We start from the raw sequence: 12,724 nt of genomic DNA, 5'->3' as shown, positions 1-12,724 counted from the left end.
AGTTTTAAAAATCGTCACTTTTTCACATAAAAAAGAGGAGATTGATGTCTCCCCTCTTCTTACACTTTGTCACTAGATTCTGTCCCAAGCTTCACATCGATTGTTCCTTCTGCAAAGATATCGCTAATTTGCTCCTGGACAACTGAATGGACTGCATTGTTCGTTTCAGAAGTATAATTTTGATTTGTCGCTTTTACATTTTGTTTATTTTGTTGTTTCGCCATTTCATACCCTCCTTTTTTCATTCTTTCTTATTTTGAACAAAAAGGAAGGTTTTCATCAAAAAATCATCTTTCATTTTGAAGTCGGCGCTGATTCTTCTTCAAATAACTGCATCGTTCTTATTCGTTTCGTAAATGTAGCGATATGAGAAATGCCATGATTACGTAGTGTCTGCACGTTCTCTTTCACGTATTTTCCTAAGTCATTTGGATAATGGGCATCTGACGAGAGCGTAATCGGCACCCCATGCTTAGCTAAAACTTGTAAGTAAAGAGGACTTGGGCACATTTCACGCACAGGATAACGATAGTACAATCCTGCATTTACTTCTGTTGCCGTATTTGTTTCCACTAGCGCACGAGCAATTTTCCTATAATACGAAAGCTGCTCATTTTCATCTATACGATAATTAAACACTTTTATATTATCTAAGTGAGCTATAATATCAAATAGCTCAGAGCGAACAGCTTTTTCAACTGTCGCGAAAAACGCATGATATAGCGTATGTAACTCATGCTTTTCAAAGTATTCTCTCGTATCTGGGTTATCAAATCCCCATCCGTCTATAAAATGAACAGAACCGATTACATAATCCCAATCGCCTAATTCTAGCAATTCTTTTAACTCGTTTTCACCACCAATAAAATAATCCGCTTCAATTCCAAGCTTAAGTGTTACACCTCGTTTACTCCAGCGCTTTTTTGCATCTTCAATCGCCTTTGTAAAATCATAAAGAGACACTACCCTCACTTGATCTAACCACTCTTTTTGTAAACGACCAAGCTTCGAATCACTAATATCTACATACTTTTCATAATATCCTTTCGCCTCATGAAAGCGATATAAATGATCAACAATACCAACTTCTTTTATTCCTTTTCGCAAAGCTTCTTCTAAATATAAATCAATCCACTTTGCCGTAAACGCTCCTTCCTTCACGCGTCTTTGCAGGCGTTCTTGTGTTTTCATAAGCCAGCCAATAGAATGTTTTTCTTCTTTAAGCGGTTCATAATATTGTAGTGCATCATTTATTTTGGCCAGCCACCCTATTGAATAGGGCCCTTCTTCTAAATGAAGATGATAATCTACTCTCATAAGTCTCTCTCCCTTATAATGTATCTATTTCTTTTCGGTCCCCTACTCTCGAAAGCTTCCCATGTCTTTCTTTCACTTCTTGCATTACATCTTCTAATGAAACATTTTTCGCAGCTAATAAAACAAAGCAATGATAAATCACATCAACCATTTCTTTTACTAGTTCTTCCTTATCATTATTTTTAGAAGCGATAATTACTTCCGCACACTCTTCACCAATCTTTTTTAAAATTTTATCTTCTCCTTTTGAAAATAAATAATTTGTATATGATTCTGGGAGTGGCTTTCGCTTTCGTTCTTCGATTGTTTCAAATAATAATTTAAGGGCATCTTCCATATTCATCCTCCTATATAATTTTGTAGTGAAAACACGTTTTCTCTCCCGTATGACAAGCTGGTCCTATTTGCTTTACGACAACTACAATTGAATCTTGATCACAATCTAAATAAAGCGATTGAACGTATTGTACATTTCCAGACGTTTCTCCTTTATTCCATAACGATTGTCTTGAGCGAGAATAAAACCACGTCTTTTTTGTTTCCAACGTCTTTTCATACGCTTCTTCATTCATGTAAGCTAGCATTAAAACCTCTTTCGTATCTTCTTCTATCACAACAGCTGGTAACAGTCCTTTTGAAAAATTAGGCTTCATAATCTCACCCCAATATTCGCCAATCGTAATTTTCTTTTCACCTCTTGTACAGTAGCTTCACTATAATGAAAAATCGATGCTGCTAACGCTGCATGAACCGATGTTTTTTGAAATACTTCTATAATATGATCGGCATTTCCACATCCACCTGATGCGATAACTGGTACAGAAACACTACTTGAAATAGCCTCTGTTAAATGTAAATCGTATCCGTCCTTCGTTCCATCTGCATCCATACTCGTCAGCAAAATTTCCCCTGCTCCCAATTGCACAGCACGTTTTGCCCATTCTATCGCATCCATTCCTGTATCAGCTCTTCCGCCATTTACATATACATTCCATTTACCTTCTGCTACTTTTCTAGCATCGATTGCTATGACAATGCATTGCGATCCAAAATGTTCTGCACCTTCCCCGATTAATTTCGGATTTCGCACTGCTGCTGAGTTAATAGAAACTTTATCCGCACCGGCTCTTAATAAAGCGTACATATCATGAACATTCGAAATTCCACCCCCAACTGTAAGAGGAATAAATACTTTTGCAGCCGTTTCTTCTACAACATCTATAATCGTTTTTCGTCCTTCATGTGTCGCAGTAATATCTAAAAAAATAATTTCATCTGCACCCGCTTCATTGTACAAAGCTGCTATTTCAACAGGGTTACCGACGTCTTGCAGCTGGGTAAAATTTACGCCTTTTACAACACGCCCATCTTTCACATCTAAACATGGGATAATTCGCTTCGCTAACATAACTTCGTTACCTGCAAAACTTCTTTTAAATCAACGTTTTTCTCATAAAGAGCTTTACCAATAATAACGCCGTATACATTCATATCATGTAACCTTTTCACATCTTGAATAGAAGCGACACCACCAGATGCGATAACACGAAGTGACACGGCATGTTGCAGCAAATCTAATTGTTCAAAATTTGGTCCCTCAAGCGTTCCATCTCTCGATATGTCTGTAAAAACAATCGTTTGAACACCTACACTTTCCATTTGTTTCGCTAAATCGATGTACGAAATTTCAGAAATATCTAACCAACCTCTCGTTGCTACGTTCCCATTTTTCGCATCAATTCCAACAATAATCTTCCCTTTATATAAGCGAACCGCCTCTTCTAAAAATGATCTATCGTACAATGCAGCTGTTCCTAAAATTACTTTTTCTACGCCTACTGACAATAATTTTCCAACTGCCTCAAGTGACCTCACTCCTCCTCCGACTTGCACTGGAATTCGGACTGCTTTACATATCGATTCAATAACGGATAAGTTTACTGACTCTCCAGTAATTGCTCCATCTAAATCAACAATGTGTAATGTTTGCGCCCCTACTTTTTCAAACAATACTGCTTGCGCGACTGGATCTTCATTCATCACCGTTTCTTTACTAAACTCTCCTTGATAGAGCCGAACGCATCGCCCTTCTTTTAAATCGATAGCTGGGAAGATTTCCATTCTTCTACCACCCCTTTAAAGTTTTTTAACATTTGCATTCCAATTTCACCACTTTTTTCAGGGTGAAACTGTGCACCATATATATTTCCTTTTACTACAAAACCAGGTACTTGTACCCCATATTGACTCGAACCGTACACAATTTCATTCGGACAATCCGCATAATAAGAGTGAACATAATATACAAACGAGCCGTCTTCTACTCCATTCCAAAGTGGCATTTCTCTTTCTTTCTTCAATTCATTCCAGCCCATATGTGGTATTTTATAAGGGACTTTTAATTTTCGAATCACACCTGGTAATAAACTGAGTCCGTTACAAATTTTTATTTCCTCACTTTTTTCAAATAGAAGCTGCATCCCTAAACATATTCCGAGGAGTGGCTTTCCTGAATCCCCAAGTTTCTTTAGCATAGATACTAAACCCTTTTCTTCTAAAATATCCATCCCTTTCGGAAATGCTCCGACCCCTGGCAAAATAACCCCATCACTTCTCAATATTTCCTCTTTATCGTCTGTTACAATGTACTCTGTTCCAATAAACTTTAATGCTTGTTCCACACTGCGGATATTCCCCATTCCATAGTCTATAATGGCAATCAATTACAACATCCCCTTCGTCGAATTTACACCTACAATCTTGTCATTTTTATTTACCGCTTCCCTTAGCGCACGACCAAACGCTTTAAATAAAGCTTCAATTTTGTGATGTGTGTTACTTCCATATAAAATACGGGCATGTAATGTGATATGTGCAGCATGAGCAACTGCTCTAAAAAATTCTTCTGTTAACTCCGTATCATAATCTCCAAGTTTCGGGTTTGTTAGTTCACCATGAAACACGAGATAAGATCGTCCGCTTATATCAATCGCTACAAAACCTAACGACTCATCCATTGGTACATATGCTGATCCATAGCGGTTAATACCTTCTTTATTTTGCAGCGCCTCTTTCAAACAAATTCCGAGTACGATTCCAACATCTTCAACTGTATGATGAGCATCTACGAACACATCCCCTTTGGCTTCAACTTGTAAACCAAATCGTCCATGCCTTGCAAATAAAGTTAGCATATGATCAAAGAAACCAACGCCTGTTTGAATAGAAACGTTTGTACTTTCATCAAGTTGTAAACTCAGTTTAATTTTTGTTTCTGTCGTTTCTCGTACTTGACTCGCTTGACGCATTATTCTTCCTCCTTAAACCTAATTTGAATTGCTCTCGCATGTGCATGTAAACCTTCTTTATTTGCCAGCTCTACAATATGATGTTGTACATTTTGTAACGCTTCTTTCGTATAGGCGACAAAACTTGATTTCTTCACAAAATCATCTACTGATAATGGAGAGAAGAATCGTGCCGTTCCACTTGTCGGCAATACATGATTTGGTCCCGCAAAATAATCTCCGAGTGGCTCTGGTGCATATGGACCAATAAAAATAGATCCTGCATGCTTTACGTAAGCTAATGCATTCATCGGCTCTTTTATATGTAACTCTAAATGTTCTGGTGCTATTTCATTCGATAGTTGAAATGCTTCATCTAACGAATGAACAATAAGAATTGCTCCATTTCTTTTTATTGATTCACGAGCAATTTCATTTCTTGGCAATGACTCTAGCTGCACCTCAATTGCTCTTTCTACTTCTTTAGCAAGCTCTATACTCGTTGTAATACAAATAGCAGTTGCTCTCTCGTCATGCTCTGCCTGTGATAATAAATCAGCTGCAATATACTGAGCGTTTCCTGTTTCATCTGCAATGACTACAATTTCTGATGGTCCAGCAATCATATCGATACTTACTATCCCATATACTTCTCGCTTCGCAAGAGCGACATATAAATTTCCAGGCCCCACTACTTTATCCACTTTAGGAATCGATTCCGTTCCATATGCTAAAGCGGCAATTGCTTGTGCCCCGCCGAGTCTATAAATTTCATCTACACCTGCGAGCTTTGCAGCAGCTAAAATATGTGGATCTATCCCTTCCTTTCCAGGCGGCGTTACCATTACAATTTTTTCTACACCTGCGAGTTTCGCTGGCAATACATTCATCAATACTGATGAAGGATAGGACGCTGTTCCCCCTGGTACATATACACCCACACTCTCTAACGGCCGAATGAGTTGCCCCCTCATAATCCCTTCACTTTCACAATCAAAAATAGATGGCCTTTTTTGCTTTTCGTGATAAGAGATAATATTTTCCTTCGCTTTTTTTAACGCTTCTAAAAAAGAAACTTCTACAAAATTTCTTGCATTCTCTATTTCTTCCTCACTTACACGTAACTCTTCTATCTCTACGCCATCAAACTTTTTTGTATAGAAAGATAAAGCTTTATCTTTACTCTCTCTTACGTTTTGAACAATTTCCCTTACACTTTTTTGAACAGTTTCTTCTATTATATTAGCGCTTTCTCTTAGCAGTTTTATTTTGGATAATGCCTCTTTGAAATCTTCGTAAATGACCTCCATTTAAAGCCCTCCTATTGTTGAGACAAAATTTCTTGCTCCATCTTATTTATAACACTGAATATTTCGTCTTTTTTAGTTTTTAAAGCTGCCTTATTCACAATCATCCGAGCCGATATAGAGCACATTTCCTCAAATATAATTAATCCATTCTCTTGTAACGTTTTTCCCGTTTCAACAATATCAACGATTGCATCCGCTAATCCGAGAAGAGGGGCAATTTCTACAGATCCTTCTATTTTAATAATTTCTACATCCTCTCCTTTATCATGAAAATAAGTAGAGGTGATATGTGGATATTTCGTTGCAATTCGCTTCTTTCGATAACTTGCCGGGTTATACGTAGGAATAGAAGCTACACAAAATTTACACACGCCTACCCCTAAGTCCACCATTTCATATATATCTTTCTCATATTCCATTAAAATATCTTTACCAACAACCCCTATATCTGCTACACCATGTTCTACATAAGTAGCAACGTCCACCGCTTTCACTAAAATAAATGAAATATTTGTATTCTTGCTTTGGAAAACAAGTTTTCTTCCTTTATCTTTAAGCTCTGAACAATCAATTCCAATTTGCTCAAAGAGTGGAATAACATGCTTTTCTAGTCTTCCTTTCGTTAACGCAATTTGAATATTACGCATGAAGTCTCCCCTTCTTTCCGGACTACCCATTTCTCTTTCCATACATATTCCACTAATGATTCATTCTTCGCCTCAACGACCGTTACTATTTGATTTTTTCTTGCAAATTGAAATGTATCTTGTAAATTAGAGAATAAAGATAACTCTACTTTCTTCCCATCCTTTTGAAGCCAATTTCGCAACCTTTCCGCTTCTGCTAATCTATTTAGCTCATAATGAATCATAATATCTACTTGCTTTCGTTTATACGGTTCCTTCTGCTCTTGAAGCGCCTTAACAATTTGATTTACGTGCACCGCTAATCCAACTGCTGGCGTCACTTCTCCAAAATTGCTAATTAACTCATCATATCTCCCGCCACTAACAATTTCTTCTCCAATTTCATATATATAACCTTTGAAAATAACGCCCGTATAATAATCTAAATGCTGAATCATCCCTAAATCAATCGATATATAAGAGCCATATCCTAATTTCTCAATTGTTTCATACATTTCTTTCACTCTTGTAATCGCCTTTTTCATTTCACTACTTGAGGCGAGTTTTTCCGCTTCCTCAATGACTTCTAAATTCCCAAATAACCTTGGTAACTTCTCAAGTAATCTTACTGTTTCATCAAGTCGGTCTAATTTCTTCTCCTCTATAAAACGTGAGAGTGCTGCATAATTTTTACTTTCGATATACGCCCTCAGTAACCTCTCCTCTTCACCATAAATCGAGAGCTTTTTAACGATGCATTTATACAATTGAACTTGCCCGATTTCGATTGTATAAGATTGTACCTTTAACTTTTGAAGAGCTTGAATTAAACTTATAACACATTCAATTTCAGCTCTTATATTATCAATCCCGATAATTTCAATGCCAGTTTGAATCATCTCATTATATTTTCCAGAAAGGGAATCATTCGCTCGAAATACATTTCCACTATATGTCACCTTTAGAGGAGCTGCTCCTCCACGCGTTCCGATTACCCTTGCCAAAGGAATCGTCATATCTGGACGCAAAACAATAATACGTCCTTTTTCATCAAAAAACTTATACATCTTTTCTTCATCTATCGGACGATTTTGAAAGGCAAAAACGTCATAAAACTCAATGGTTGGGGTCCTTATTTCCTCATAACCTCTTTCTAAAAATGTACGCCTTAATTTTTGTTCCACTTCTTCAATTAGCGTACATTCTTCAAATAAATAATCTCTCGTTCCATTCGGATTTGCCCGTTTCCACTTTGTCATATGAATCCACACACCCTTTCCTTTCTAATATATGCCCACATATTCATCCTAACCGAAAATAAAAAGAGCCTTGTAGACAAAAATACCTACAAGGCTCTTTAATAGAGTGTAGGTACAACAGGAATAACCCCTGCACCTACACGTTTTCACGTTAGGTTCAAGGGTTTCATGTATGATGATGTAGTTGTGTAAGCATTCTAATAGATTGTACTGTATTCATAATACTTACTCCCTTTCTCCTCTAATTTTTACATAGTATATAACAGTTAATTCTGAATGTAAATGTTTTTTAAACATTTTGTTATTTCTTAATATAAAGCTACTTTTCTTTCATACTCTCCAATTTCTTGTTCATATTGCATGGTAATGCCGATTTCATCTAGACCATTTAATAATTTCTCTTTCCACATTTTCTCAATTATGAAATGAAACCTGTGCGTATTTGTTGTAATCACTTCATTCTCTAAATCAACTTCTATTTGACATCTCGCATCTGTTTTTGCAATTTGTTCACGCATCTCTTTATCCATTACAATCGGTAACATACCATTCTTCATGCAATTCATATAAAAAATATCTGCAAATCCTCCGGCGATAATAACACGGAAACCGTAATCAGCAAGCGCCCACGGAGCATGTTCTCTTGAAGAACCACATCCAAAATTATCTCCGGTAATTAATATACTCGCTCCTCTTCTTTCTGGTGCATTAAGCGGAAAATTAGGGTTTTCATGACGATTATTATCATATCGCCACTCATCAAATAAATACTTTCCAAATCCCGTCCTTTCAATCCTCTTTAAATATTGCTTCGGAATAATTTGATCTGTATCAATGTTATCGTTCATGAGTGCGGCGACAGTTCCTTTATGAATACGAAATGGCTCCATCATAACTCTCCTTTCTTATATCAACGAAATGACCATATAATGCTGCTGCTGCGGCCATCGCCGGACTAACTAAATGCGTTCGTGCTCCTTTTCCTTGTCTTCCTTCAAAATTACGATTTGATGTAGATGCACAATGTTCTCCTTCAGGCACTTGATCTGGATTCATTCCGAGACACATCGAACATCCAGGCTCTCTCCATTCAAACCCCGCTTCTTCAAATATGCGATGCAACCCTTTTTGCATTGCCCGCTCTCTCACTCTTTGTGATCCTGGTACAACAAGTGCTCGCACACCTTCTTTTACTTTCTTCCCTTTTACAACAGCTGCTGCAATTTCTAGGTCTGACAAACGAGAATTTGTACAAGAACCAATAAAAACATGTTTAACCGGAATATCGAAAGCACTCTGTCCAGGGGTCAATCCCATATAGGTAAATGCTCTTTCATCATTTGTATCATGTTTTTCTGGTAATTTTTCATCAATGCGAACACCCATACTTGGGTTCGTCCCCCACGTTACGTACGGTGCAAGAGATGTAACATCAATTGAAATATTCAAATCATAAATCGCATCTAAATCTGTATAAAGCTCCGACCATTTTCTCACGAAAGTCTCATAGTCTTTCGGTGCATATTTACGCCCTTTCACATAAGAAAACGTTTTTTCATCCGGGGCGATAATGCCAGCTTTCGCTCCGCCTTCAATTGCCATATTACAAAGTGTCATCCTTTCTTCCATGTCCATATCCTGAATTGCTTCTCCGTAAAACTCCATTACATATCCTGTTCCAACCGCTACCCCATATGTTGCCAGTAGATATAAAATAATATCCTTTGCATATACACCGTTTTGTAATTTTCCTTTTAATTCAATCCCCATCGCTTTCGGTTTTCGTTGCCATAACGTTTGAGTCGCTAATACATGTTCTACTTCACTCGTCCCAATGCCAAATGCTAACGCGCCGAAAGCACCATGAGTAGCCGTATGACTATCACCGCAAACGATCGTTTTCCCTGGCTGTGTAAGTCCAAGTTCTGGCCCTATAACATGAACAATCCCTTGCTCTTCATAACCAATATCAGCTAATGGCACATGAAATTGTTTGCAGTTTTCACGAAGTGTATCTAATTGTTGCTTTGCAATGCGATCTGTAATATTCCAAACATCTTTCGTTGGAATATTATGATCCATCGTTGCAAACGTTAAATCAGGTCTGCGGACAGTTCGATTTGCCAACCGCAAGCCTTCAAAGGCTTGCGGTGACGTTACTTCATGAACAAGATGAAGATCGATATATAATAAATCCAATCCATTCTCGTTCGTCGCAACTACGTGTCTTTCCCAAAGCTTATCTAGTAATCTTTTTCCCATTATCGTCCTCTCCCTACTAGCGCTTGCTCTTCCATTTCTTGAATAACTGCCTTCGTAAATGAAGTTGTCGTTTCATCCCCGCCAATATCCGCTGTACATTTCCCAGATTGAAGTACCGCAGAAATTGCCGCTTCAATTGCACACCCTTCTCTCGTTAATCCGAATGATTGCCCGAGCATCATTGCAACGGAACGCATCATCGCAATTGGATTCACTTTATTTTTCCCCGCAATATCTGGTGCTGATCCATGAATCGGCTCATATAAAGAAGGTCCGTTTTCCGCATGGCTTGCTGATGGAAGCATTCCTAGTGATCCTGCTAATACAGACGCTTCATCACTTAAAATATCACCAAATAAATTTTCGGTTACAATAACGTCAAACCGTCCTGGGTTACGAATTAATTCCATAGCTGCTGCATCTACTAAAATATGTTCCAACTCAACGTCTGGATAACGGATTGCTACTTCTTCCGTCACAGTTCTCCATAGTTTACTAGACTCTAAAACATTCGCCTTATCAATCGATGTCAATTTTTTACGTCGTTTATTCGCTAATTGGAAAGCATATGAAACGATGCGTTCAATTTCATGGCGATGATAAGTGAGTGTATCTGTTGCCACTTCTTCTGTTCTTTCTTTCGGATAAGAAAAATAAATACCACCTGTTAATTCACGAACGACAACGAAGTCAATTTCGTCAGCGTTTTTTAATGGTGATAAATGTGAAGTTACACTTTCTACCGTAACAGGACGCACATTCGCAAATACACCAAGTCCCTTTCGCAGGGCAAGTAAACCTTTTTCCGGTCGTTCTTTCGCTTCATCCCATCTTGCGCCACCAACCGCCCCAAGTAACACTGCATCACTCGCTAAACAAGCTGCAAGTGTTCGTTGCGGTAATGGCTGCCCCAGCGAGTCGATAGCTGCACCACCAAATTGCTCATCTTGTAAATAAAAACGATGCCCATATAATCTTTCGATCATATGTAATACTTCTTTCGCACTCTCCATTATTTCTGGGCCAACACCGTCACCAGCTAAACAAACGATACGTTTTTCCAATTAAAACACTCCTTTTATCTGAATTTTCAGAAACTAAATTTGATAAGTAAGGAACGAATCCCTCACTTATCAAACATTTATTTCACAAGAGTTATAAAAGATTTCAATTTCCCTGCCGCATGAACATACGCTCTCGCCGATGCTTCTAATACGTCTTGCGCAACACCAAATCCTGATACTTGATGATTTCCCTCTTTTAATTCAACATGGACATGGGCAAGTGCATCTTGACCTTGCGTAATAGATTGTATGCGATAATCCGCTAACTCACACTCTAATCCTAAAATTCTTTGAATCGCATTATAAATTGCTTCGATACTACCAGAGCCAGTTGCTGCATCTTCATATACATTTCCTTCCTCATCTTTCAATACAATTGTTGCGCATTGTGTACTATTGGATACGAAATGTACTTGCAATTGCGTAATAGTATATTGCTGCGTCGAAAATGCTGCTTCACCAAGCATAAGTGCACGTAAATCTTCTTCTGTGATTTCTTTTTTACGGTCAGCCAACTTTTTAAATGCTTCAAACACCGCATCTCGTTCTTCTTTTGTAAATTCATAGCCAAGTTCTTTCATTTTTTCAGTAAACGCATGGCGCCCAGAATGCTTTCCTAGTACAAATAAATTTTGTGACTCTCCGATAAGGGATGGTTCAATAATTTCATATGTTGTTACTTCTTTTAAAACACCATCTTGATGAATACCTGATTCGTGAGCAAAAGCATTTGCCCCAACAATCGCTTTATTTTTAGGTACAACCATACCCGTTAAACGACTTACTAACGTACTTGTTGCTTTAATCTCTTTTAACGTCATGGAAGACTCTGCTTGATAGAAATCCTTTCTAATATGAAGAGCAACTGCTACCTCTTCTAGTGCGGCATTCCCCGCTCGCTCTCCAATTCCGTTAATTGTTCCCTCTACTTGTAAAGCCCCACCTTCAATCGCAGCTAACGAGTTTGCTACTGCCATTCCAAGATCATCGTGACAATGACAAGAGAAAATCGCTTTCTCATAGGACGGAACGGATTCTTGCAAATATTTAAAAAGAGAATAATATTCTTCTGGATTCGTATATCCAACTGTATCTGGAATATTAATGACATTTGCTCCAGCACGAATTGCCACTTCTACTGCTTCTGCTAAAACAGAACGCGTTGTTCTTGTTGCATCTTCCGCTGAAAATTGCACTGTAGGAAACAATGATTTTCCGAGCTTAACAGAGCGATGAATACTATCTAATACATCTTCTTTTGACATACAAAGCTTATATTTCATATGAATATCACTCGTAGCTAAAAATACGTGTAAACGAGGAGACACAGCACCTTTCACTGCTTCATATGCCCTTCGAATATCGCTTTCTTTCGCTCTAGCTAAACTCATGACCGTAGCATTACGGATTGTATTTGAAATGCGTTTTACAGATTGAAAATCACCTTCAGAAGCCGCTGCAAATCCAGCCTCCATTACATTGATTCCTAGTCTTTCTAACTGTCTAGCAATTTGTAATTTTTCTTGTTCATTTAAATTAACTCCAGGTGATTGTTCGCCATCACGAAGCGTCGTATCCATGAACAAAATCTGTTTCATA

Annotated in this window: 15 protein-coding genes; all 15 read right to left on the bottom strand. The window is 37.9% G+C overall.

Going from position 1 to position 12,724, the window contains the following annotated elements; translation table 11 throughout:
- Window positions 1–59 precede the first annotated feature (59 nt).
- Complete coding sequence (locus tag DJ93_RS19730) at window positions 60–224, bottom strand: YozQ family protein (protein ID WP_042982730.1); 165 nt, start codon at window positions 222–224, stop codon at window positions 60–62.
- A 70-nt stretch (window positions 225–294) separates the two neighbouring features.
- Window positions 295–1,317: a histidinol phosphate phosphatase domain-containing protein gene (locus DJ93_RS19725; protein WP_042982728.1), complete on the bottom strand. Its 1,023-nt coding sequence runs from the start codon at window positions 1,315–1,317 to the stop codon at window positions 295–297.
- 13 nt (window positions 1,318–1,330) lie between these two features.
- Window positions 1,331–1,654: a phosphoribosyl-ATP diphosphatase gene (gene hisE / locus DJ93_RS19720; protein ID WP_042982727.1), complete on the bottom strand. Its 324-nt coding sequence runs from the start codon at window positions 1,652–1,654 to the stop codon at window positions 1,331–1,333.
- A gap of 10 nt (window positions 1,655–1,664) precedes the next feature.
- Window positions 1,665–1,970, bottom strand: a complete 306-nt coding sequence (gene hisI, locus DJ93_RS19715; protein ID WP_042982725.1) for a phosphoribosyl-AMP cyclohydrolase — start codon at window positions 1,968–1,970, stop codon at window positions 1,665–1,667.
- A complete protein-coding gene (gene hisF, locus DJ93_RS19710; RefSeq protein WP_042982724.1) occupies window positions 1,967–2,725 on the bottom strand; it encodes an imidazole glycerol phosphate synthase subunit HisF in 759 nt (252 codons plus the stop codon). The genes hisI and hisF overlap by 4 nt, the downstream gene beginning before the upstream one ends.
- Window positions 2,719–3,438, bottom strand: a complete 720-nt coding sequence (gene hisA / locus DJ93_RS19705; RefSeq protein WP_042982722.1) for a 1-(5-phosphoribosyl)-5-[(5-phosphoribosylamino)methylideneamino]imidazole-4-carboxamide isomerase — start codon at window positions 3,436–3,438, stop codon at window positions 2,719–2,721. The genes hisF and hisA overlap by 7 nt, the downstream gene beginning before the upstream one ends.
- Window positions 3,411–4,040 carry an imidazole glycerol phosphate synthase subunit HisH gene (gene hisH / locus DJ93_RS19700; protein ID WP_042982721.1) on the bottom strand — a complete coding sequence of 210 codons (630 nt, stop codon included), beginning with the start codon at window positions 4,038–4,040 and terminating at the stop codon, window positions 3,411–3,413. The genes hisA and hisH overlap by 28 nt, the downstream gene beginning before the upstream one ends.
- Window positions 4,041–4,625, bottom strand: coding sequence for an imidazoleglycerol-phosphate dehydratase HisB (gene hisB, locus DJ93_RS19695; RefSeq protein ID WP_042982720.1), 585 nt, complete (start codon window positions 4,623–4,625; stop codon window positions 4,041–4,043).
- Window positions 4,625–5,914: a histidinol dehydrogenase gene (gene hisD, locus DJ93_RS19690; RefSeq protein ID WP_042982719.1), complete on the bottom strand. Its 1,290-nt coding sequence runs from the start codon at window positions 5,912–5,914 to the stop codon at window positions 4,625–4,627. The genes hisB and hisD overlap by 1 nt, the downstream gene beginning before the upstream one ends.
- 11 nt (window positions 5,915–5,925) lie before the next feature.
- Window positions 5,926–6,561: an ATP phosphoribosyltransferase gene (gene hisG, locus DJ93_RS19685; RefSeq protein ID WP_042982718.1), complete on the bottom strand. Its 636-nt coding sequence runs from the start codon at window positions 6,559–6,561 to the stop codon at window positions 5,926–5,928.
- Window positions 6,537–7,799 (bottom strand): ATP phosphoribosyltransferase regulatory subunit, encoded by a 1,263-nt coding sequence (locus DJ93_RS19680; protein WP_042982717.1) that lies wholly within the window; start codon window positions 7,797–7,799, stop codon window positions 6,537–6,539. The genes hisG and DJ93_RS19680 overlap by 25 nt, the downstream gene beginning before the upstream one ends.
- Window positions 7,800–8,107: 308 nt before the next feature.
- Window positions 8,108–8,689, bottom strand: coding sequence for a 3-isopropylmalate dehydratase small subunit (gene leuD, locus DJ93_RS19675; RefSeq protein ID WP_042982716.1), 582 nt, complete (start codon window positions 8,687–8,689; stop codon window positions 8,108–8,110).
- Window positions 8,667–10,061 carry a 3-isopropylmalate dehydratase large subunit gene (leuC, locus tag DJ93_RS19670; protein WP_042982714.1) on the bottom strand — a complete coding sequence of 465 codons (1,395 nt, stop codon included), beginning with the start codon at window positions 10,059–10,061 and terminating at the stop codon, window positions 8,667–8,669. Before leuC ends, leuD begins: the two co-directional genes overlap by 23 nt.
- The gene (gene leuB / locus DJ93_RS19665) at window positions 10,061–11,125 is read right to left on the bottom strand and encodes a 3-isopropylmalate dehydrogenase (RefSeq protein ID WP_042982713.1); all 1,065 of its coding nucleotides are present in this window, start codon (window positions 11,123–11,125) and stop codon (window positions 10,061–10,063) included. Before leuB ends, leuC begins: the two co-directional genes overlap by 1 nt.
- 77 nt (window positions 11,126–11,202) lie before the next feature.
- Window positions 11,203–12,723, bottom strand: coding sequence for a 2-isopropylmalate synthase (gene leuA, locus DJ93_RS19660; RefSeq protein ID WP_042982711.1), 1,521 nt, complete (start codon window positions 12,721–12,723; stop codon window positions 11,203–11,205).
- Window position 12,724: the final 1 nt, after the last annotated feature.

The sequence above is a fragment of the Bacillus clarus genome, assembly GCF_000746925.1.
GTDB lineage: Bacteria > Bacillota > Bacilli > Bacillales > Bacillaceae_G > Bacillus_A > Bacillus_A clarus.
The sequence above is the reverse complement of the archived record's forward strand: the minus strand, read 5'-3'. Positions and strand labels throughout refer to the sequence as shown.